Below are 20,690 nucleotides of genomic sequence, written 5' to 3'. Positions count from 1 at the left end.
TTGAATTAGGAGTTTGTAAAAATGTTACTAAAATTATCTTTATCAGGGATTCAAAAAAGAGCTCGTGATTATATTGTTTTATTCTCAGGATTAGTTTTGACGGTGGCAATATTTTATATGTTTGAAGCGGTTGCGACTAATAAATCATTTATTCATTCCAGCTCTTCGCTTAGTGTTTTGCCAACTATTTTTCAATTAGGATCCGTTTTATTAGGGATGATTACAATTTTTTATTTAATGTATGCTAATTCGTTCTTATTAACGATGCGCCAACGCGAATTTGGAATGTATATTATGCTTGGTGCTAAAAAAAGCAAAGTCATTCAAATTATGTTTGGTGAAACATTCTCAGTTGGATTATTATCACTGTTGACTGGAATTGGATTTGGAATTGGATTAACTGGATTGGTTAGCCATCTATTGATTCAAATTTTAGATTTCAAGGCTCCACATTTTCAAATATGGAGTGGACAAGCTTTTAGTTTTACAGTAATTTTCTTTATTATTTTATTTATCTTAGGAGCAATTTTTAATGGATTAATTTTGGGAAAAACAAAAGTTATTGACTTATTAAAAGGTGAAAAGCGGGTTAAGCGGGTTAGAATTAAAGCTCCTCAAAGATTCACTTTATTTATCTTATCAATAGGATTGTTGGCAATTGGATATTATGCGTTATACCAAGTTGGTAATGGCAAAATGCAATTAAATGTAATTATTACAGGTTTGATTACAATTCCAGCTGGAACTTATTTTGTTTATCTTGTTGTGGTTACGCAAATTATTAATTGGATCAAAGCACGACCACAAACTATTTCAAAACAATTAAAGACATTTACATTAAGTCAAATTGACTTTCGGATGGGTCAATATGCGAGAATGTTAGCGGTAGTAACGATTTTACTAGCGATGGCGTTGGGAAGTCTAACAGTTGGATTGGGTTTTAAGAGTAATTTGGCAATTGTAAATGATCGTAATTATTATTATGATGCTGTTTTACATAACGCAAGTAAAGAGGAGCAAAATTTGATAAAAAATAGTGATATGCAGTCTGAAATGACTAATTATCAATATAAAGTTATGGGCGAAAAAGTATATTATTTAGATGATGATTTAGCTTTACATGTGCCAAAAATTAGAATGGATGGTAAAAATTTTGTACCTGAAAAGACAGATTTAAAAGTCAAAAAATTATCAAACACATGGCAAATGGTTTTAAACGATTTGTATCCATATTTTATGAATCCTGATTTATCTAAGTTGAAATCGGTTGAAACTTTGACTAAAAATGAATTCAACACAATTAAGGAACCAGTTCAAGTTACTACAGTTGTTAAAACAAATGATTTTCATCAATATTCGAAGATATGGGATAAGTTAGACCAGCTGGAAATTAAACATAATAACTTAAATGGTGAACAATATCTAAGTCGCTATAAAGGGGAACAAGAAATAGGCGAGATGGCTAAAGGGTTAGAATTTATGGGCTTCTTCTTAGGGAGTGCATTCTTAGCCATGATGGCAAGTACCTTGATGTTTAAGATTCTATCTGGGGCGCAAGATGATCGACGTCGTTATCAAATGCTTCTTAAAATTGGAACGCAAAAAAAGGTTATTAAAAAATCGATCGCGCAAGAATTAGGTTGGCTGTTTGCGATTCCAGCTGGTGTAGGGTTAATTCATGTTTTATTTGGATTACAAATGTTTAAGATGATGATGACTCGTCCGTATCATCAAATTTGGATTCCGATTGTCATTATGGGACTTTTTTATATGATATATTACTTAATTACAGTAGTTATGTACCAAAAATTAGTATTAAAGGGTGATTTAACGAAGTAAATAAGTGTAAAATGGTATGAGAATTACTTAGATGGTTAAAGGCCATTTTAAGGTATCTTTCATACCATTTTTTAATCACCAATATTTTTGTGCTTCAATATATGAATGATATGATATATTTAGAAAAAATAATTTCGTGGAAATATGATAAAGCGATATAATGTTAAGCGTAGCTGAATTAAAGTGTAGAGGAGATTCTCATGGCCTTAAAGAAGAAAGCACGGCAAGCATTGATTTTAGATATTTTGAACCATCAAGTGATCGATTCACAAGAAGATTTAATGAAAGCTTTGGAACGAATGGGCTATGAGGTAACTCAGGCCACGATTTCTCGGGATATTAAAGAGTTGAGGGTCGTACGGCGAGCTGATAAGCACGGACAAAATAGATATCAAGTCTTACTAGAAAATGTAGAGACAACGCCTAACTTAGTTATCGAGGGAGTTAAGACGATGGCAACCGGAGCTACACAAGTTGAATTTATTATTTCGGTCAAAACAACGCCCGGGAGTGGAAATCGCTTAGCAGCCTTGATCGATGCAAATCAAATTGATGAAGTTGTTTCAACGATTGCAGGACATGATACCATTCATGTATTATGCAAATCTAAAGCAGCATCAGATAGTTTGATTAATAAATTGATAACATGGATTGAATAAATGAATAATTTTTTAGAAAGAATTAAAAAAATACATAACTGGTTTCAGGAACGTTTTAGCCATCTGAATCATCGTTGGGATAAAACGCTGGGGCCGGTCTGGTACCGTTTCCAAATTAATCGATGGATTATTGTGGCTTTTTTAAGCCTGTTTTTTGTTATTAGTATCATGGGGACCTTTGAGGCTAAAACAACAGATGTTTCGAATTTGAAAACGCGTTTAAAGAGTACAACTGAAATTTATGATGCTAGTGGAAATAAGGCGGGGTCATTAGCTGGTGGTAAAGGAACTTTTGTATCCTACAAAAGTATTTCTTCGAATATGACTACTGCGGTTTTATCTACAGAAGATCGTAATTTTTATCATGAATATGGTTTTTCGGTTACGGGACTTTCGCGTGCTGCCTTGAAAATCATTTGGCACAAAATTACTTTTTCAAGTTCTGGTGCCTTGTCTGGTGGTTCAACGATTACCCAACAATTAGTTAAGAACGCTTTCCTGACTCAAAATCAAAATATAACGCGGAAAATACGGGAATTATTTCTTGCAGTTCAGGTTGAAAATGTCTATTCTAAAAATGATATTTTGGCAATGTATTTAAATAATGCCTATTTTGGTGAAGGAGTTTGGGGAGTTCAAGATGCATCTCAAAAATACTTTGGTATCAATGCTAGTCAATTGAATGAGAAACAAGCGGCTATGTTGGCAGGAATGCTTCAATCACCGAATGGCTATGATCCATTAGAGCATCCTGAAGCCGCTAAAAATCGTAGAGATCAAGTTTTACAAAACATGGTGAATAATAAAAAAATGGATCAAGCAACTGCTACGAATTTGATGCAGACAAGTATTGGGGCTGATGATTATCAAGTTACTAGTACTAATTATGAATATCCATACTATTTTGATTCTGTAATTGATGAAGCGATTAATAAATATCACTTAAAAGAACAAGATATTATGCAAAATGGTTATAAAATTTATACAAATATGAATCAAGATGATCAGACCAATTTACAAAATGATTATGCTAATTCATATTTGAACCCAATTGGTGTGGGTTCACAAGCGGCTACAGTAGTGCTAAATGCACAAACTGGAGGTGTTAGAGCGGTAATTGGTGGACGTGGAGCACATGAATTCCGTGGATTTAACCGTGCAACACAAATGAAACGGCAGCCTGGTTCAACAATTAAACCAATTGTAGATTATGCTCCAGCATTGAGCCGTGGTTATTCTTATGATTCAATGTTGCCAAATCATGAGATGACTTTTGGTACAAATAAGTACTCACCGCATAATGCTTCTAATATCACAACTGAAGATGTGCCAATGTATGAAGCTTTGGAAAAATCATATAATATTCCGGCGGTTTGGTTGAGTGAGAAGATCGGTATTGATACCTCATATAAGGCTGGAATTAAGGCCGGACTACCTTTGACGAAGGATGATAAGAATTATGCGATGACTATTGGTGGTATGAGCAAGGGAGTGTCACCATTACAATTAGCTCAGGCCTATACAAGTTTTGCTAATGGCGGAACTATGTCAGACTCACATTTTATTACCAAAATTGAAGATGCCAGTGGACGTGTGCTAGTCAATACGGTGAAGCCTAAGAAAACTCGTCTCTGGTCAACTAAGGTAACGAATGAAATGACCAGTATGTTGATGGGTGTTTATACAAATGGAACCGGTGTAGCTGCTGATCCAAGTGGGTATCAAGTGGCAGGTAAGACTGGGACGACTGAGTTTAGTAGTAAAACTGATAGCGATAATACGACTAGCGAAGCCACTGATTCCTGGGCGGTTGCATATACACCAGATATTGTTAATGTAACTTGGACAGGAAACGATAATGGATCAGTGATACCTTCAAGCTTAGATCAAACGGCTGGGCCATTGATGAAACGTTCGTTGGAGCAAATTATTCCGAATACAGCACAAACTTCATTTAAGGTTAAAAGTATCCGAACACAAATTGCGAATGATAGTTTGAATTTTAATGGTACAAATAGCCAAATTTCTGATAATATTAGTGGTATTACTGGTAACATTACATCAGGATTGAAAGAGACCGGAAGTACAATTAAAAAAGGTGCTGAAACGGTTTGGAATGGATTAAGAAATAACTTAGGATTTTAAGGGAGAAACATAATGATTAATATTTATGATAATGTCAACGCTGTTGCCAGTGATTTGGTTAAAACAGAACAATATACTGCATTACAAGTAGCATTAAATGAAATGCACGCTGATAAGGAAGCTGAAGCAATCTTTAAGCGATTCCAAGCAGAACAACAAACAATGCAAGCTGCCATTCAAGGTGGTACAGAGCCTAGTGAAGACCAAATCAAAAGCTGGCAAGCTGTGGCTGCTGATATGGATACATCAGATGTATTGAAGAAGTTGATGGCTGCTGAAGGAGCAATGAATAACTTGTTGCAAGAGGTTAATGAAATTGTAACTAAGCCAATCGCAGAACTATACAAGTAAATTATTAAATGTCAAAAAAGGGGGGAGGTTGTGAGAACATTCCTCCTTTTTATTACCAAAAATATTTTTAGAAAGTATAAATAAAGTATATAAACAATGGTTAAATTTATTCATGCAGGAGATGTACACTTAGGAAATGCGTTTATTGGATTAAGCGATATTCCTAATTGGTTGGTTGAAAAATTACAGCGGGCAACATTAGATGCTTTCCGTCATTTAATTGATATGGCGTTACAAGAAAAAGTTGATTTGGTTTTACTACCTGGGGATGTTTATAATACCAATGAATTAAATCCACGAATTCAATTATTTTTGATGGAACAATTTGAACGGTTGCACGAAAAAAGTATCCCAGTTGTATTAAGCTATGGAAATCATGATTTTATAAAATCAGTTGAAGATACACCCTTATTTCCGAAAAATGTTCATATCCTAGGAACTAGCGTTGAAACATTGCTTTTTAATACAAATCAAAATGAACAAATTGCTGTTTCTGGTTTTAGTTACAATGCTCGTCATATTAATGAAAATATGACGGATGATTTCCCAATGAAGCAGACTGAAGATTATCATATTGGAATGTATCATGGAGCATTAGGAACAGTTGGTAGGGATGACTATGCACCTTTTAAAATTAGTGATTTAAATGCCAAACATTATCAATATTGGGCTTTGGGACATATTCATGTTCGTCAAACCTTGCAAGAAAAACCTTTTATTGGCTATTCAGGTAGCTTGCAGGGCTTAAACCATAAGGAAGATGGCCTAAAAGGTTTTTATTTAGTGCAAAGTGATGAAAATCATCAATTGCAGCCAACTTTTGTATCAAGTGCTCCAATTGTATGGCAGACAATTAATTTAAAAATAGAAGCGGATCAAGAAATACAAGCATCGAGTTTGATTGAATTAGTGAAAAGTACAATTGAACCACAGAAACATGTTTTTTTGTTAATTCAATTAAAATTAACAGTTGATAATCAAAAACAACTTCAAATGGTGAATTCAAATGCCTTTTACCAGCAACTTAAAAGTAAATTCCAACCAGATGATCAAATGTATATTTATAAATTGGATACTAAAGCTCAACAATTAATGATGACGATGCCAGAATTATCAGCAGATCGCAATTTAAAAGAGTTAGATAAATTGGTTACAGTAGACCATTTAGTTGAAATGGGATTAAATTTAGTTGATAACTCGACTGTTTTTGAATTGTTGATAGATCCAGATAATCTGACTGAAATCAAAGATAAGATTCAGTTAAAATTAAAAAAGATCCAAGGAGGTGTGCAGGATGTGGATTAAACAAGCGCAAATTAACAGCTTTGGACAATTCCAACAGATCAATTTTGATTTTGAAAACGATTTTCAAGTGGTTTATGGATTAAATGAGGCCGGAAAAACTACTTTGCATCAATTTATTAGTGGCGTCTTATTTGGTTTTCCAACTGCACGAGGGAGCAAGAAAAAAACTTTTGAAAATTTGGTAGGGGGAACTTATGGTGGAAATTTAACGATCAATGTTCATAACCAAGATTATCGAATAACTCGTATAGGCCGAACGGAATCAAAATTGACATTAACTGATTTAGATAGCGAAAAAGAATATGACAATCCCGAGAAAAAACTACAGGAAATATTGGTGCCTTTAACGTCTGAATTATTTAATGCCATTTATAGTTTTGATCAAGAGGCGTTATTGGCAATTTTTAATTTGCGCCCTGATTCTTTTAATGATCATTTAAGAAGTATTGCTACACCTGGAGCCGAAGAATGGATGCAAGTTGCGACAGATTTAGATAAGACGGCGGCTTTGCAAATGGGACGTACCAAAACGGCTAAGCGTCCGATTAATCAGGCTTTATCCCACTTAAATCAGCTTGAACAACAATATCAGCAGCGGTTGACTCAAAGTCCTAATTTATTAGAATTGGAACAAGAATTAAATCAACGACGACAAAATTTGAATGCCCTACAGGAACAACAAAAAATGCAACAAAAACGGGCTGCAAATCAAAGTGATTTAGCTGCGTATCGTCCCGCCTTACAACAATTGCAACAGTTGGATGATCAGTTATCAAATCGACAACAAATGATGGAACCAGAATTATCACGGAAAATTACAGCTTTAAATTTTCAAATCCATACGGATGGGCATTCCGAAACGCCTTCAATAATTAAAAGTCAATTGGATCAAGCTGATCGTAATTTGGAATTATTAGAGCATATATCTTCTAAAAAGCAACAACTTGAAAAGAATCTGCAAGATGATGAGCAACAATTACAAATGTTGCGAAGTAAGTGGCAGGTTGACAACTTACCTAAGCCTTTGAGTACTGAGCAATTAAGTGCGTTTCAGGCATCCCAATCTATTAGTAATGAACCATTCTTAAAGCCCATGATGCTAGGAGGAATTATTTTTGTTATTTTGGGTATTTTACTTTTGTTACTAAAACAAATTAGTGGTGCAAGCATTTTTATAATTGTTGGATTAGGATTAATTGTATGGCAATATGGACATGTACAAAGCGTTTCTGTACCCAATTTTGATTTAGTTGAGATTGATTCTGAATATCAACATTGGAAGCCAGAGATGGTTGATTTAGTACAAGGTGATGCCAGAGAACAAATGATTCTCAAAGATAACATTGCAACTGATCAGGGAAAACTACAAGATATACAAGGACAAATCATACCATTGGATCAAGCTTTAGCATGGCTTGGACAAGATGATAATCATAATCAGCGGCGTTTGAAATTGTCAGAACTTAAATTAAAGCAACAGCATTTTGATCAAGAACAGTCTAAAAGATTGAAGCAACAAGCTACTATGCAATCATTATTGAAAAAACTCGGCTTACAGTCTTGGTCAGAATTTGAACAACGGCAAATTGAGGATCAACAAACCAAAGAATTATTAGAAAAACAAAGATTATTGAATGAGCAACTGAAGGACATTGATAGACAGTCACTAGAAGGGCTTCCGGATGATGACCAACGCATTAGAGATCAACAAAAAATGCTACATGAAATTAATCAACAACAAGCGTCTTTGACACAATTGGAATATCAATGGGGACAAATTAAAAAAGATGATAGTTTAGAATATTTGAGCCAACAATTAGCTGACGAACGAACACGGGTTTTTGAAGATCTACAACAATATTTTGTTGATAAAGTACTAAGTCAATGGGTTCAATCTATATTAAATCAAACAATTGGGGAACGGTTACCGCAGTTAATGAAGCAAGCTAGTGAATATTTACAGTCTTTGACGGAAGGACGCTATATTGAGCTTAAATACACGAAAACGCTTATTCGTGCAAAAAATGCAAAAGGTGAACTATTTAATTTAATTGATTTATCTAAGGGAACAGCAGAACAGATTTATGTAGCATTACGTTTGGCCTTTATTCAGCAAATGGACTCAACAGCAAAGTTTCCAATTCTAATAGATGATGCTTTTGTTGATTTTGATGCTAAACGGCGGGCTAATTTAATTAAAATATTAAAACAGTTTGTAGTTGATGGGTATCAAGTAATTTATTTTACGGCTCATCAAATTAAAGAAAATAATATTATAAATTTATCAAATCCGGAACGGGGTGAGGACTATGAATGAACAAAAACAATTAAAAGATTATCAATTGGACGAAAATATTCAAATGTTTGCTTTATTAAAACAAATCGATTCAAGGGTTACAAATAGTGGCAAACCATATTTAGCAATTACTATTGCTGATCGATCAATGGAAATTTCAGGGATGAAATGGGATTCTAATGAAGCGGAATTTAAAGCATTAGAAGCTGGACAAGTTGTTTTTGTTAAAGGAATTCGACAATCTTATCGGGATAAACCTCAATTAAAATTCTTAGAAATACGGCCAGCACAAGTCGGTGAACCTCAAAACGTAGCTGACTTTGTACCTAGTGGTCCCATGAAAGCGGCAGAGATGGAAGAAGAGGTTAATACTATAATCTTTAAGATTATTAACCCCACTTGGCAACGAATTGTAAGATTCCTATTGAATCAATATCATGAACAGTTTTTTGCTTATCCAGCAGCAAAATCAAATCATCACGCGTTTGCTGGAGGGCTAGGCTATCATACACTCTCTATCGCTCGTCTTGCTCAAAGTGTGGCAAAACAATATGAACAAATTGACGAAAGCTTATTATTAGCTGGGGCGTTGCTGCATGATCTGGGAAAAGTTATTGAACTCTCAGGACCGATTGCAACTACGTACACAGTGCCAGGTAATTTAATTGGCCATATTGTTTTAATCGATGAACAAATTGTACTTGCCGCCCAAGAATTAAAATTAGATCTATTTAGTGAAGATTTAGTACTGTTACGGCATGTGGTGCTAGCACATCATGGTCAATTGGAGTATGGATCACCAGTTCGACCACTAGTTCAAGAAGCTAATGTTTTGCATCAGTTGGATGAGTTGGATGCTAATCTTCAAAGCTTTACGAATGCCTTGGATGATACTAATCCAGGAGAATTTTCGGGAAGAAACTGGGCCTTGGATAATCGTTCAATTTATCGTCCGATGGGAAATTAAAAAACTATATTTACTTTTTGTAAGTTGAATGCTATGATTAATTCAATAAGTTAAACGGTTGCAATGGTGTTCTAATCAGCTTTGTAGCAATTTTAGCTTTAAATAAAAATTAATCGAAATGGGGACTTTTGAAATGGCTAAATATGGGGTATTAATTGGTTCATTACGTGAACATTCATTTTCTGCAGGAGTGGCACATGGTTTAGTAAAAGGGTTACCAGCTGATGCTGAAGTAACTTATTTAGAAATCGGGAATTTACCATTTTATAATCAAGATTTTGATGCTGATTCACCAGCTAGCTTTACAGAGTTTAGAGCACAAGTGGCAGCTCAAGATGCCTTCATCATGGTTACACCTGAGTATAATCGAGGGTTACCTGCTGTTTTGAAGAATGCTCTTGATATTGCATCACGTCCTTGGGGAGAAAGTGTTTGGGATGGTAAGGCAGTATTACCTGTTTCTCAATCAATTTCTGGAATTGGTGGAGCTTTAGCTAATCATACCTTACGACAAACAATTGAATTTTTAAACATGAAAATCATGACACAACCAGAGATGTATATTGGAAATACTGCGAGCTTAAGTGACGACGAGGGTAATATTACCAACGAGGATACAAAAAAGTTCTTAGCCGGTGTAGCAAGCCAATTTGATACATTTGTTAAAAATAATTAATTTATAATATTTTTTTGAGAACTAAGTGTCTTTTAAATATTATTATGTTTTGACTTGAAATCTTATTAAGTTATTGTTATAGTTATCAATGGTTTAAAAAACCATATTAACGATATTCCGCTGGTCGGATGATTAATGAATGTCGATTGGGAGATTTGATATGCGTCAAAATGCATTGTTAGAAAAGTTAACTGAGTCACAATTACGTTCAGACTTGCCTGATTTCCGTGCCGGAGATACAGTTAAGGTTTACGCACGTATCGTCGAAGGATCACGCGAGCGTATCCAATTGTTCGAAGGTGTTGTAATCAAGCGTAAGGGAGCTGGAATTCAAGCTACTTATACTGTACGTAAGATTTCAAGTGGTGTTGGTGTGGAACGTACATTCCCATTACATTCACCACGTGTTGATAAGATTGAAGTTGTACGTCATGGTCGCGTTCGTCGTGCCAAGTTGTACTACTTGCGTGCTTTGCACGGTAAAGCAGCTCGTATTAAGGAAGCCCGTCGCGGTTAATTTAAAACAGCAGCTTAAGAAAAGCCACCCTTTTGGGCGGCTTTTCTTTTTTTATAATCAATAATATGTGGATTTTATGAAAAGTTAGTGAGCTATTTGGAGATAATATCGGAAAGATCAGTGCAGTTTTACAAATGGTTTAGTATAATAAGGGAAACATTAAAACATAAAGGAGCGCATTAAAATAATGGATTTAGAAGAAATGCAAGCGCGCCAAAGTCATATTCGTAATTTTAGTATTGTTGCGCACATTGACCACGGGAAATCCACAATATCTGATCGGATTTTAGAGGCAACTCATACAGTTGCATCAAGAGACATGCAATCCCAATTATTGGATACCATGGACTTAGAACGTGAACGTGGAATTACAATTAAAATGAATGCAGTGGAAGTACATTATCAAGCTAATGATGGAGAAATATATATATTCCATCTTGTTGATACTCCAGGCCATGTTGATTTTTCTTATGAGGTTTCAAGATCACTAGCTGCCGCTGACGGAGCGATTTTAGTGGTTGATGCTGCTCAAGGAGTTGAAGCTCAAACATTGGCAAATGTATATTTAGCAATGGATAATGATTTAGAAGTTTTGCCACTGATTAATAAAATTGATTTGCCAGCTGCTGATCCAGAACGAGTTCGTCAAGAAATTGAAGATGTAATTGGATTAGATGCATCTGAAGCAGTTTTAGCTTCTGCTAAGAAAGGAATTGGAATTCCTGAATTGTTGGAGCAAATTGTCAACAAATTACCAGCTCCTGGTGGTGAAATTGAAGCACCCTTAAAAGCTTTAATTTTTGATTCAACATATGATGCTTATAAAGGTGTCATTTTAACAGTTCGTGTTAAAGATGGAGTAGTTAAACCAGGGGATAAAATCAAATTTATGAACTCTGGGGCTGAATATGAAGTAACCGAAGTTGGTGTAAATTCACCTCACGCAATTAAACGTGAATTTTTGATGGCGGGAGATATTGGTTATGTGGCAGCTTCGATTAAAAGTATTAAAGATGCTCGGCCAGGAGATACAATTACTACTGTAGATAATGGAGCTGATGAACCACTTGATGGATATAAACCAATGACACCAATGGTTTATTCCGGACTATATCCTTCTGATAATTCTAAATATAATTATTTACGTGAGGCTTTAGAAAAACTGCAATTAAACGATGCATCTCTTGAATTTGAACCTGAAACATCCCAGGCTTTAGGATTTGGCTTTAGAACTGGTTTCTTGGGAATGTTACATATGGACGTTATTCAAGAACGTTTGGAACGTGAATTTGATTTAGATTTGATCACAACCGCCCCTGCTGTAACGTACCATGCATTTTTTAAAAATGGTACGATGGTGGAGGTTGCAAATCCATCTGAATTGCCAGATGCTGGTGAAATCGAATATATTGAAGAACCGTTTGTTCATGCCCAAATCATGGTACCAAATGAATATGTTGGATCAGTTATGGATTTGGCTCAGCGAAAACGAGGCGAATTCGATACGATGGATTACTTAGATGCAAATCGAGTTAACGTAAAGTATTTCTTACCGTTGTCTGAAGTTATTTTCGAATTTTTTGATACATTAAAGTCTACAACGCGTGGATATGCCTCATTAGATTATGAATTAATTGGATATCGTAAGTCTGAGTTGGTAAAGATTGATATCTTATTGAATGGTGAGAGGGTGGATGCTTTGAGTTTTATTGTGCATCGTGATTTTGCACAGGAGCGTGGGCGTTTTATTACGACAAAGTTAAAAGATTTAATTCCGCGTCGTAATTTTGAAATTCCGGTTCAAGCAGCGATCGGTTCTAAAATTATTGCGCGTTCCACGATTAAAGCTTATCGAAAAGATGTTACATCTAAAATTCATACTGGTGACCCAGATCGAAGAGCCAAGTTGTTGGATAAACAGAAAAAGGGTAAGGCACGAATGAAGTCAGTTGGAACTGTGGACGTGCCACAAGAAGCATTTATGGCAGTCTTAAAAACTGACGATGACAGTACCAAAAGTTAAATTTATTTATAAAAAGATCTGTTGATACTTATGAATAAGGCTTTTGTACATAAGGCTGATATGTTATAATAGTTTGGTTAATAAATCTGACTCTGTTTCCAAGATGGATCAGGGCTATAAGGAGAAACATCATGCAAGAAGGAATTCACCCAGAATACCGCGACGTTGTATTCGTTGATACTACTACTGGAGCTCAATTCTTAGCAGGTTCAACTGTTAAGACTGACGCAACTGCTGAATTTGAGGGAGCAACTTACCCAATGGTTCGTGTTGAAACTTCATCAGACTCACACCCATTCTACACTGGTAAGGCTAAGTTTACTCAAGCCGACGGAGCTGTTGACAAGTTTAATAAGAAATATGGTCTTAAGAACTAATTAAGCCTATGATAACCCTGATGTTCCAACAAATACGTTGGTATATCAGGGTTTTTCTTTGCTTAAAAAATAAAAATAATTTAAAAAATATATTATTAATTCTAATGTTTTCCAAATTATCATGCACGTTAGATGCACGGTTTTTAGCCATTTTAATATCTCCATAAATAAATGATGCACGTAATATGCATGATATTGTGCACGCCACAGCGGGCTTTTAATAATTACATGCACGTTAGAATGCACGATAGTAGTGAGTAATAATGGAATCGGTTATTTATCAAAAATACTCATTGTTTTTTCTGATTCGATCTTTCTATGTGAATCAAGTAAATGACTATAAACATTTTGAGTTATCGTTACGTTTGAATGACCTAGGCGAGCTGAAACATAGTTAATATCAATACCATTACTAATCAAAACCGACGCGTGAGTATGTCTTAACCCATGAGGTGAAATGATCTTGGCTGATCCTATGGATTCTAGTAATGATTGTAATTTTTTGCCAATGACTTTTGTATCTGTTGTTTCTCCAAAAATATGTTCATCTAGTGGAGAGCATTCATCGATATAGCGAGTTAATTGAATGAACCATTTATTGGGCATTTCTATTCTACGTATGGATGAATTAGTTTTGGGCTTAACAAATTCAAAAGGTCTATGAGCAGTTTTAGATTTAGTTACATTTATTATTTGATGTTCTTCGTCAATATCATTCAAAGTAATGGCAAGTGTTTCGCTTATGCGCATTCCGGATAAAGCAGTTGTATAAATTGCAAATAACCATTTATTAAGTGGATATTTTTCAATGTGGTCTATCATATTATTAAAGTCAGATAATTCTAAAAATTTAGTTTCTTTACTTTTTGATTCTGACCCGCTTAATTTAATTCTAAAAGTTGGATCAGATTTAATTAGCCCTTCAGAATAGGCATCTTTTAATACCATACCCACGTTAACAGATAACGTTCGAACTGTTGACTTAGCATGATCAATCGAATAATCGTTTAGAAAGCGTTGAAAAACAGTCTTGGTAATTTCTTCTACTGTGTAGGTATTCAATCGATCATGAACTATTTTTTGAGCGGTGTAGTGAGTGATGAGAGTTTGCCTTGCAACGCCAGATTGTTCATATTTGGCCATCCAATTATCAAAATAATCTACAAACAAAGATAATTTAGAACCGTTTGTATTTCCGTTTTTATGAACAGAAATAAATTCGGCTTCGAATAATTCAGCTTCTTTTTTTGTTCTGAATCCAGCTTTTGATTTACGCTTTGTTTTATCTCCTTCCTTATAAGACATGAATGCTGTCCAACTTTTACCAGTTTTTCTAACCGACATTAATTTAAACCTAACCTTTCGATAGTTTTAAGAGCAGTTTAAAGACATGCTCAGGTCTGTTATAATAAATAACAGAAAGAGCTAATTATTAGTTTCTTTTTCTTTAACGCATATCCTTACTTTTTGCGGAGTTGGGGATATGCGTTTTTTATTTATTGTTGAAATTTATATATTTTTGTTCCAATAGTTTTAAAGTCTGAATTAGAAAATTCAACTTTAATATCATTTGTATTTTCTAATTGATATACAGCTACCACTTGTGTTGTCTTTTTTGGTAATAACTTGTTATTCATTGCATCTTCTTCTGTTTGTACTGGACTTTCAGCCTGATCGTTTAGAGCAACTGTACCTGGATTTAAATTAACGTTAGAGGTATCAGTCTTTTGATATGCGTGCATAACCATATACAAATTTGATGGATCCATTTCTTTATCGGAATTATTAGTTACGTCCATGTACATAACTAATACTTTCGTTCCAGGATCTCCAGCCCCATCAGTTATTTCTGTGTTAGTTATCTTGTAGGTCATATTACCTGCATCAAAAATATTATTTTTGAATGTCCAAGTATCATCTGAAGCTGATTTATCTGATACTTTTTCGACACTAGATGACGAACTTGAAACGCTGTTTTCAGATTTATCAATTGCCTTTGTATACATACCTTGAGTGGCAATAACGATAATGATAGATATCACTGACAAAATTGTTCCAACGATCGATAGTGTCTTTTTATTCTTTCTATTAACAATAAGTGCAATAATTCCTAAGATGAAACCAATAAATGCTAAAACAGCAGCAAAGTTATTAACGATTGGCATCCATGATAGAAGTAGTGCAATGACTCCTAAAACAGTTGCGATTATCCCTAATACTTTCTTTTCTTGTTGTTTTTCCATAATACCTACTCCTAGAGCCTTTTAGTGTGGATGCTTAGCACATGTGTTCACAAACTTAATTAAACATTTTCTATAGCTTCAATAACCATTTTCTCGTAGCTTAACGTAGGGAAGTGAAAAGCTTCCATAAATTTATAAGGGCTTCGGTATTCTAATGGCGTTTCATAAAACGCTAACTTGGCCAGTATATTAACCATGCCTTTATTAGCAATTTTTTCAGATTCATTTCTTAGTCCAATTGAAAAATTGTAAACAGATGGCTCGTCGCTACCATAAATCACATGAGACAACTCGTGGCTTTTTCTGGCAACGATGGGTATATTTGTTTCAAAATTAATATTGATTATAATAATTGCTGGTTTATTTTCGCGAATTACGACAGTATCTGGGTCGTTAAATTCGTATTCAGCATAATATAACTCAATATCTTGAGAACGAATAAGTTTATCAACTGCTTCTTCCAATAATTCAAGTTCCATATATTAATCCTCGTCACCATCTACTAATTTAATGATATCCAATATACCTCGTTTCGCTTTATCTGATAATTCTTTACCTTGGAATCGCATAACGACACCTTTACTTTCTAATGCCGCATCTAAATCAATCTCTGTAGGATCGGAAGATGCTTTTTTATTAGGCATCATTTCATCAGTGTTTCCTAATAGGTAGTCTACTGAGACATTGAGAACTTCAGCTATAGCACGCAATGTCGATTCACGAGGATTGACTCCTTGATTATATCTATATATTGCAGTTTCGCTTTTCATTCCAGAAGCAGAAGCTACTTCTCTTAAACTCATTTTTCGTAAGTTCGCAGCTTTTTTAATTCTTTCAAATGTTGTCATAGAGCCATTCCTTTTGCATTTTTGGTTAAAAAGTATAATTAGTGCAAAAATAAAGTTGATTTATGTGCACTCTGTGCTATACTTAATTTATCGAGTAACAATTGCAACAAAAAAACAAGCAATGATTAATGTAACTTTGGTCGGGAACGTTAATATAGCAGGTTTGATTTGTTCTTTTTCGTATGCATTAATTGTATACTAAGTGCAATTTTATTGCAATAATTACTTGAAAAATTACACAAAAAGGAGGCGTGACAGATGCCAATGATAGAAGCAAAAAATACAATTTACCAAGCTATTGATGATTTCAGTTCATTTCTTAATATGAATGGTTATCGTCAACGCAGTAATAGCCGTAAGCAATTAGTCAAAGATGTGGGTATGAGTGATCAACGCTTTTCAGAATTAATTAATGGAAAGAAACATGGTCGTGCGGCCTTTGATAAGTTGAATGAAATTTTTAATTATGTAGGTTATTCCGGTGAAAACTGGGTCATGGTTTAAGGAGAAAAGTAATGAACGAAGTACAAGTATTTAATTTTGAACAATCAAACGTTCGAACAGTAACGGTAGATAATGAACCATATTTCGTTGGTAAAGATGTGGCTGAAGTTTTGGGATATAAAAACACAAGAAAAGCTTTATCTGACCACATTGATAATGAAGAAAAAGGTGGGGTAACGATTCGTGACTCCATCGGTCGTGAACAGACAGTTGTAGCAATTAACGAATCTGGTGTTTATTCATTAATTTTTGGATCAAAGCTTGATTCAGCCAAACGATTCAAAAAATGGGTTACATCGGAAGTTCTTCCGTCTATTCGTAAGACTGGTGGATATCAAATGCAACCACAGTTCAATGTTCCGCAAACTCTACCAGAAGCTTTACGTTTATCTGCTGATCTAGCAGAACAGAATGCTGAGATGAAACCTAAAGCTATATTTGCTGATGCAGTTACTTCAAGTAATACATCAATATTAGTTGGCGATCTAGCTAAGCTGTTAAAACAAAATGGGATTGATATGGGTGGGCGTCGACTATTTGAATGGTTGCGTAGTAAAGGCTATCTAATTCGCCGAAATGGAGCTGATTATAACTCACCAACTCAACGTTCTATGGAACAAGGCTTGTTTGAGATTAAAGAGTCATCTCATATCAATGGTGATGGAGTAAATGTAATCAAGAAAACACCTAAAGTTACCGGAAAAGGTCAGCAATACTTTATTAATAAGTTTCTAGGTGCAGACCAAACGGAATTAGATATGGAGGTAATGTAATGAGTGAAGAAAATAGATTGTTAGAAACATACAAAAAAACTCTACCACATTTTCCTAAATTGGTAGAGACCGAGAAAGCTTTGTATATAGATGACTTGAAGCTTGACTCAATGATAGGAATTTCATACGACATGAAGACAAGTGGTCCTGTTGAAGTTACTGTTAAATTTCTTGCTGAGTCACTTACCATATCAGAGGAAAAGCTTAAAGAGAACCTTAGATAGCGAATTAGGATTAAGTGGAACACCTTCTTCTTTTAGAACTTGGATTATTTTTTCTTTGAATCCAGGTTTGCTAGCGGTTGATAGAAAATCATAACCCAAGGTTGCTAGTCCGTCAAAATAAAATATAGTTCCGCTTTTCGTCAATATATATTTGCCATTTATATAACCGTCATCAATTAAATTTTTAGAAACATTAATTAATAGGTTAATTGTTTTAGTGTCATTATTTTCAACTCTATATTTTTGAATCGATGGATCATTTGCTGTTAGATTTATTAATTCTTGAAAATTAGAAACGTTATTGTCTGAAATAGAACTGAGTATCAATTTATAAAGTTCTAAATAATCCATAAGGCATATCTCCTGCTTAATGTTATCTATTAATTATAAATCAGAACGGTGTTTAAAAATGAATAAATGTAAATACTTCAAACTAAAATAAAAATTAATTAAAGGAGGCTATGTAATGCCTACGCTAAAAAATGTGGTTATACCAGATGATGCTGTTATTTTAAATGCCGGACAAACTGCTAAATTATTGGGATTAAAAACATATTACAGCTTTGATTTAATTCGATATTCACCACAATTCAAGAGAGCAGTTCATGAAGTTGCTCCGAACAAATTTTTACGAAGTGAAGTAATTAAATTTAAAGATGGGATCTTGTAAATATGATTTATGCAATATGTGTAGCAATTGGTGTGATATTGGCTGAAGCACCACAAGTCATTCGAGAAGCACGCCAGGATAAGCATTATCAAGAATGGCTGGAAAAACGAACCGCAGTAAGTCATTCAATTTCAGTTAGCCAATCAAGAAGATTGAAAACTGATCCGGTTATTGAAGCTGAAAAGGCGTACAACTTTTTCAGCCAACGTCCCGAAACACAAAAAAAGACTGATCGCGGCCAAGCTAATCAGTCTTAATAAAAAATATATACAGGAGTAATTTTATCATGGCAAACGAATTAGTTAAACAATTAAAAAGCGAAAAAGTAGCAGCACAGTTTGAAACTACTGCTGGAAAAAATGCTGCGGCATTCGCAAGTGAAGTAGCAATATCTGTTATGGGAAATAAAGCATTGGAAAATGCATCATTATCTTCAGTTGTTGTAGAAGCGACCAAAGCTAGTGCATTAGGACTTAGCTTATTACCAACTGTCGGAGAAGCTTACTTAGTTCCATATAAAGGACAGGCTCAATTTCAATTAGGGTATAAGGGTTTAGTTCAATTAGCAATGCGTTCAGGCCAAATGAAGTCATTTGGGACTGTAAAAGTTTATGAAGGTGAACACCCACGGTGGGATAAATATTCCCAAGAACTTCATACTGACGGTGATGAAACCGGAGAAGTAGTTGGGTATTATGCTCAATTTACATTAATTAATGGATTTAAAAAAGCTGATTATTGGACTAAGTCAGCGGTTGAAGAACATCGTAGTCGTTTTTCTAAAAGCAAAAGTGGTCCGTGGTCTACAGACTTCGATGCTATGGCTCAAAAGACTGTACTTAAGTCAATCTTACAGTATGCTCCTAAGTCGTCCGAAATGACCCGTGCAATGGCTTCTGAGGATATGAATGGTGATATTTCAGAAGGGACAGCAAAGCCCATTGATATTACTCCTGAAACAGAAACACCAAAAGTTGAAGAAGCTAATCAAAATCAACAAATTGATACAAATGAAATGGTTGATGAGATTAAAGAATATGCAAAAGAAACTAATGAAGCACCAAAAGAGCAAACAGTTTCAGCAGCAGATGAATTCTTTAAATAAGGAGATCTAGATAATGACTAATTCAATTCAAGAAGTATATCCAGTAGTTGGCGTGTCCGAAGATGGTCAAATTAATGGATTGAGAGATAAATTAATGGCGCTACAAGCAGATGTACCGCTAGAGATTGACAATAAACCCGCTGTGTCGATTGGAAAGAAGAAATTGGCTAAATGGCGCAAGGATAAAAAAGAAGTGTCTGATGCCCGAAAAAAGGTTGTAAAGATGTTCAAACAGCAAGTTGAGGAACAATATCCAGAACTTGCTTGGATTGATAAAACAATTGATGAATTAATTGAAGATCAATCTAATCGCATTGGACCATTCGTTGATCAAATTAAGGAAGAACGAATGGAGAAGGCACAAGCAGAGGCTGATTCATTTAGTGAAGGCCGTGGATGGAAAATGGGCGAAGTTAAGTTACCCAATGAGATTAAGAATGAAGAGTATTGGACTACTAAAAATGAACTTAATGGTAAAGGACGTCGATTTATTAAAAGTGAAGTTGATGCCTACGAGATTGAATTAAGTCATGTGAATGCCAAATTAGATGCTGAAGAACGGCGACAAGATTCACTTAAGAAAACAATCATGGAAATTTTAGAAAGCGTCGATTTAAAGAATGGAATTTATTCAGGAAGAGACGTTGTTGAAATGATGAAGCCATTGAAAGTGTTTTTAACTGAAAGGACGGTAGGAAAAGATGAATAGTGTTGTATTAGTGGGGCGAATTGTACGAGATGTTGAACTTCGATATACGCAAGCTGGAACAGCGGTGGCTTCATTTAGCATAGCAGTAGACCGTCGCTTTAAAAGTAAGAATGGGGATAAGGAAGTAGATTTTATTAACGCTACTATCTGGGCTAAAAGTGCAGAAAATTTCGTTAATTTCACTCATAAAGGATCAAGAGTTGCCATTAGTGGTCGGTTAGAAACTGGAAGTTATCAAAATAAAGAAGGACAGACAGTTTATACAACTGAAGTAACTGTTGAGAATTTTGATTTACTTGAAACACGAGCTGAATCACAGGCATCAAATACCAACACGGGAAATGTATCTACTGGGGCTAATAAACAAAGCCCGTTCACACAACAAGTTGCCAATAATGATCCATTTGGAAGCGGTCAAGAAGTAGACATCAGTGATGATGACCTTCCATTTTAAGAGGT

At 34.8% G+C, this 20,690-nt stretch carries 24 protein-coding genes; 19 read left to right on the top strand and 5 right to left on the bottom strand.

The features are described 5' to 3' along the window. Nucleotides 1-21: 21 nt before the first annotated feature. From JC2156_RS05955 to JC2156_RS05905, 11 genes are all read left to right on the top strand, one after another. Nucleotides 22-1,839 carry an FtsX-like permease family protein gene (locus tag JC2156_RS05955; protein WP_006845731.1) on the top strand — a complete coding sequence of 606 codons (1,818 nt, stop codon included), beginning with the start codon at nt 22-24 and terminating at the stop codon, nt 1,837-1,839. A 200-nt stretch (nt 1,840-2,039) separates the two neighbouring features. Beyond that, nucleotides 2,040-2,498 carry an arginine repressor gene (locus JC2156_RS05950; protein ID WP_006845730.1) on the top strand — a complete coding sequence of 153 codons (459 nt, stop codon included), beginning with the start codon at nt 2,040-2,042 and terminating at the stop codon, nt 2,496-2,498. Further along, nucleotides 2,499-4,643, top strand: a complete 2,145-nt coding sequence (locus JC2156_RS05945) for a transglycosylase domain-containing protein (RefSeq protein WP_006845729.1) — start codon at nt 2,499-2,501, stop codon at nt 4,641-4,643. A gap of 12 nt (nt 4,644-4,655) precedes the next feature. After that, complete coding sequence (locus tag JC2156_RS05940; protein ID WP_006845728.1) at nt 4,656-4,994, top strand: YlbF family regulator; 339 nt, start codon at nt 4,656-4,658, stop codon at nt 4,992-4,994. Between the two features lie 96 nt (nt 4,995-5,090). Next, nucleotides 5,091-6,299: a metallophosphoesterase family protein gene (locus JC2156_RS05935; protein ID WP_006845727.1), complete on the top strand. Its 1,209-nt coding sequence runs from the start codon at nt 5,091-5,093 to the stop codon at nt 6,297-6,299. After that, entirely contained in the window at nt 6,289-8,616 is a 2,328-nt protein-coding gene (locus tag JC2156_RS05930; RefSeq protein WP_006845726.1) for an ATP-binding protein, read from the top strand. Before JC2156_RS05935 ends, JC2156_RS05930 begins: the two co-directional genes overlap by 11 nt. Next, nucleotides 8,609-9,562 (top strand): 3'-5' exoribonuclease YhaM family protein, encoded by a 954-nt coding sequence (locus JC2156_RS05925; protein WP_006845725.1) that lies wholly within the window; start codon nt 8,609-8,611, stop codon nt 9,560-9,562. Before JC2156_RS05930 ends, JC2156_RS05925 begins: the two co-directional genes overlap by 8 nt. A gap of 133 nt (nt 9,563-9,695) precedes the next feature. After that, the gene (locus JC2156_RS05920; protein WP_006845724.1) at nt 9,696-10,238 is read left to right on the top strand and encodes an NADPH-dependent FMN reductase; all 543 of its coding nucleotides are present in this window, start codon (nt 9,696-9,698) and stop codon (nt 10,236-10,238) included. A 160-nt stretch (nt 10,239-10,398) separates the two neighbouring features. After that, nucleotides 10,399-10,755, top strand: a complete 357-nt coding sequence (rplS, locus tag JC2156_RS05915; protein WP_006845723.1) for a 50S ribosomal protein L19 — start codon at nt 10,399-10,401, stop codon at nt 10,753-10,755. Between the two features lie 187 nt (nt 10,756-10,942). Further along, complete coding sequence (gene lepA, locus JC2156_RS05910) at nt 10,943-12,778, top strand: translation elongation factor 4 (RefSeq protein ID WP_006845722.1); 1,836 nt, start codon at nt 10,943-10,945, stop codon at nt 12,776-12,778. Nucleotides 12,779-12,909: 131 nt separating this feature from the next. Next, complete coding sequence (locus JC2156_RS05905; RefSeq protein ID WP_006845721.1) at nt 12,910-13,155, top strand: type B 50S ribosomal protein L31; 246 nt, start codon at nt 12,910-12,912, stop codon at nt 13,153-13,155. Nucleotides 13,156-13,428: 273 nt separating this feature from the next. Here the strand turns inward: JC2156_RS05905 and JC2156_RS05900 are convergent, their stop codons facing one another. From JC2156_RS05900 to JC2156_RS05885, 4 genes are all read right to left on the bottom strand, one after another. Then, nucleotides 13,429-14,499 carry a site-specific integrase gene (locus JC2156_RS05900; RefSeq protein WP_006845720.1) on the bottom strand — a complete coding sequence of 357 codons (1,071 nt, stop codon included), beginning with the start codon at nt 14,497-14,499 and terminating at the stop codon, nt 13,429-13,431. Nucleotides 14,500-14,651: 152 nt separating this feature from the next. Beyond that, nucleotides 14,652-15,398, bottom strand: coding sequence for a DUF5067 domain-containing protein (locus JC2156_RS05895; protein ID WP_006845719.1), 747 nt, complete (start codon nt 15,396-15,398; stop codon nt 14,652-14,654). 59 nt (nt 15,399-15,457) lie between these two features. Next, the gene (locus JC2156_RS05890; protein ID WP_006845718.1) at nt 15,458-15,877 is read right to left on the bottom strand and encodes a hypothetical protein; all 420 of its coding nucleotides are present in this window, start codon (nt 15,875-15,877) and stop codon (nt 15,458-15,460) included. 3 nt (nt 15,878-15,880) lie between these two features. Beyond that, complete coding sequence (locus tag JC2156_RS05885; protein WP_006845717.1) at nt 15,881-16,246, bottom strand: helix-turn-helix domain-containing protein; 366 nt, start codon at nt 16,244-16,246, stop codon at nt 15,881-15,883. Nucleotides 16,247-16,504: 258 nt separating this feature from the next. Between JC2156_RS05885 and JC2156_RS05880 the strand changes: the two genes are divergently transcribed. Genes JC2156_RS05880 through JC2156_RS05870 form a run of 3 tightly spaced genes read left to right on the top strand, consistent with a single transcriptional unit; the run spans nt 16,505 to nt 17,747 of the window. After that, nucleotides 16,505-16,750: a hypothetical protein gene (locus JC2156_RS05880; RefSeq protein WP_006845716.1), complete on the top strand. Its 246-nt coding sequence runs from the start codon at nt 16,505-16,507 to the stop codon at nt 16,748-16,750. Between the two features lie 11 nt (nt 16,751-16,761). Continuing rightward, complete coding sequence (locus JC2156_RS05875) at nt 16,762-17,523, top strand: phage antirepressor (RefSeq protein ID WP_006845715.1); 762 nt, start codon at nt 16,762-16,764, stop codon at nt 17,521-17,523. Further along, complete coding sequence (locus JC2156_RS05870) at nt 17,523-17,747, top strand: hypothetical protein (protein ID WP_038241201.1); 225 nt, start codon at nt 17,523-17,525, stop codon at nt 17,745-17,747. Before JC2156_RS05875 ends, JC2156_RS05870 begins: the two co-directional genes overlap by 1 nt. Here the strand turns inward: JC2156_RS05870 and JC2156_RS05865 are convergent. Continuing rightward, the gene (locus tag JC2156_RS05865) at nt 17,715-18,098 is read right to left on the bottom strand and encodes a hypothetical protein (protein WP_006845714.1); all 384 of its coding nucleotides are present in this window, start codon (nt 18,096-18,098) and stop codon (nt 17,715-17,717) included. The genes JC2156_RS05870 and JC2156_RS05865 overlap by 33 nt on opposite strands. A gap of 115 nt (nt 18,099-18,213) precedes the next feature. Between JC2156_RS05865 and JC2156_RS05860 the strand changes: the two genes are divergently transcribed. From JC2156_RS05860 to ssb, 5 genes are read left to right on the top strand one after another with little or no spacing between them, the layout of a single operon-like run. Next, nucleotides 18,214-18,417 carry a hypothetical protein gene (locus JC2156_RS05860; RefSeq protein ID WP_006845713.1) on the top strand — a complete coding sequence of 68 codons (204 nt, stop codon included), beginning with the start codon at nt 18,214-18,216 and terminating at the stop codon, nt 18,415-18,417. 2 nt (nt 18,418-18,419) lie between these two features. Next, entirely contained in the window at nt 18,420-18,674 is a 255-nt protein-coding gene (locus JC2156_RS05855; protein ID WP_006845712.1) for a hypothetical protein, read from the top strand. Nucleotides 18,675-18,703: 29 nt separating this feature from the next. Then, nucleotides 18,704-19,522, top strand: coding sequence for a recombinase RecT (locus JC2156_RS05850; RefSeq protein ID WP_006845711.1), 819 nt, complete (start codon nt 18,704-18,706; stop codon nt 19,520-19,522). A gap of 13 nt (nt 19,523-19,535) precedes the next feature. Next, entirely contained in the window at nt 19,536-20,231 is a 696-nt protein-coding gene (locus JC2156_RS05845; RefSeq protein ID WP_006845710.1) for a hypothetical protein, read from the top strand. Further along, nucleotides 20,224-20,685, top strand: coding sequence for a single-stranded DNA-binding protein (ssb, locus tag JC2156_RS05840; RefSeq protein ID WP_006845709.1), 462 nt, complete (start codon nt 20,224-20,226; stop codon nt 20,683-20,685). The genes JC2156_RS05845 and ssb overlap by 8 nt, the downstream gene beginning before the upstream one ends. Nucleotides 20,686-20,690: the final 5 nt, after the last annotated feature.

The organism is Weissella koreensis KCTC 3621, assembly GCF_000277645.1.
This window is presented reverse-complemented; position numbering and strand designations above follow the sequence as displayed.

Coding starts and splice junctions, on each gene's coding strand:
- JC2156_RS05920 (WP_006845724.1), top strand. CDS start 9,696: ATGGCTAAATATGGGGTATTAATTGGTTCATTACGTGAACATTCATTT.
- rplS (WP_006845723.1), top strand. CDS start 10,399: ATGCGTCAAAATGCATTGTTAGAAAAGTTAACTGAGTCACAATTACGT.
- JC2156_RS05885 (WP_006845717.1), bottom strand. CDS start 16,246: ATGACAACATTTGAAAGAATTAAAAAAGCTGCGAACTTACGAAAAATG.
- JC2156_RS05875 (WP_006845715.1), top strand. CDS start 16,762: ATGAACGAAGTACAAGTATTTAATTTTGAACAATCAAACGTTCGAACA.
- JC2156_RS05855 (WP_006845712.1), top strand. CDS start 18,420: ATGATTTATGCAATATGTGTAGCAATTGGTGTGATATTGGCTGAAGCA.
- JC2156_RS05860 (WP_006845713.1), top strand. CDS start 18,214: ATGCCTACGCTAAAAAATGTGGTTATACCAGATGATGCTGTTATTTTA.
- ssb (WP_006845709.1), top strand. CDS start 20,224: ATGAATAGTGTTGTATTAGTGGGGCGAATTGTACGAGATGTTGAACTT.
- JC2156_RS05950 (WP_006845730.1), top strand. CDS start 2,040: ATGGCCTTAAAGAAGAAAGCACGGCAAGCATTGATTTTAGATATTTTG.
- JC2156_RS05945 (WP_006845729.1), top strand. CDS start 2,499: ATGAATAATTTTTTAGAAAGAATTAAAAAAATACATAACTGGTTTCAG.
- JC2156_RS05925 (WP_006845725.1), top strand. CDS start 8,609: ATGAATGAACAAAAACAATTAAAAGATTATCAATTGGACGAAAATATT.
- JC2156_RS05905 (WP_006845721.1), top strand. CDS start 12,910: ATGCAAGAAGGAATTCACCCAGAATACCGCGACGTTGTATTCGTTGAT.
- JC2156_RS05935 (WP_006845727.1), top strand. CDS start 5,091: ATGGTTAAATTTATTCATGCAGGAGATGTACACTTAGGAAATGCGTTT.
- JC2156_RS05865 (WP_006845714.1), bottom strand. CDS start 18,098: ATGGATTATTTAGAACTTTATAAATTGATACTCAGTTCTATTTCAGAC.
- JC2156_RS05930 (WP_006845726.1), top strand. CDS start 6,289: ATGTGGATTAAACAAGCGCAAATTAACAGCTTTGGACAATTCCAACAG.
- JC2156_RS05890 (WP_006845718.1), bottom strand. CDS start 15,877: ATGGAACTTGAATTATTGGAAGAAGCAGTTGATAAACTTATTCGTTCT.
- JC2156_RS05880 (WP_006845716.1), top strand. CDS start 16,505: ATGCCAATGATAGAAGCAAAAAATACAATTTACCAAGCTATTGATGAT.
- JC2156_RS05900 (WP_006845720.1), bottom strand. CDS start 14,499: ATGTCGGTTAGAAAAACTGGTAAAAGTTGGACAGCATTCATGTCTTAT.
- JC2156_RS05895 (WP_006845719.1), bottom strand. CDS start 15,398: ATGGAAAAACAACAAGAAAAGAAAGTATTAGGGATAATCGCAACTGTT.
- JC2156_RS05940 (WP_006845728.1), top strand. CDS start 4,656: ATGATTAATATTTATGATAATGTCAACGCTGTTGCCAGTGATTTGGTT.
- JC2156_RS05850 (WP_006845711.1), top strand. CDS start 18,704: ATGGCAAACGAATTAGTTAAACAATTAAAAAGCGAAAAAGTAGCAGCA.
- JC2156_RS05870 (WP_038241201.1), top strand. CDS start 17,523: ATGAGTGAAGAAAATAGATTGTTAGAAACATACAAAAAAACTCTACCA.
- JC2156_RS05955 (WP_006845731.1), top strand. CDS start 22: ATGTTACTAAAATTATCTTTATCAGGGATTCAAAAAAGAGCTCGTGAT.
- lepA (WP_006845722.1), top strand. CDS start 10,943: ATGGATTTAGAAGAAATGCAAGCGCGCCAAAGTCATATTCGTAATTTT.
- JC2156_RS05845 (WP_006845710.1), top strand. CDS start 19,536: ATGACTAATTCAATTCAAGAAGTATATCCAGTAGTTGGCGTGTCCGAA.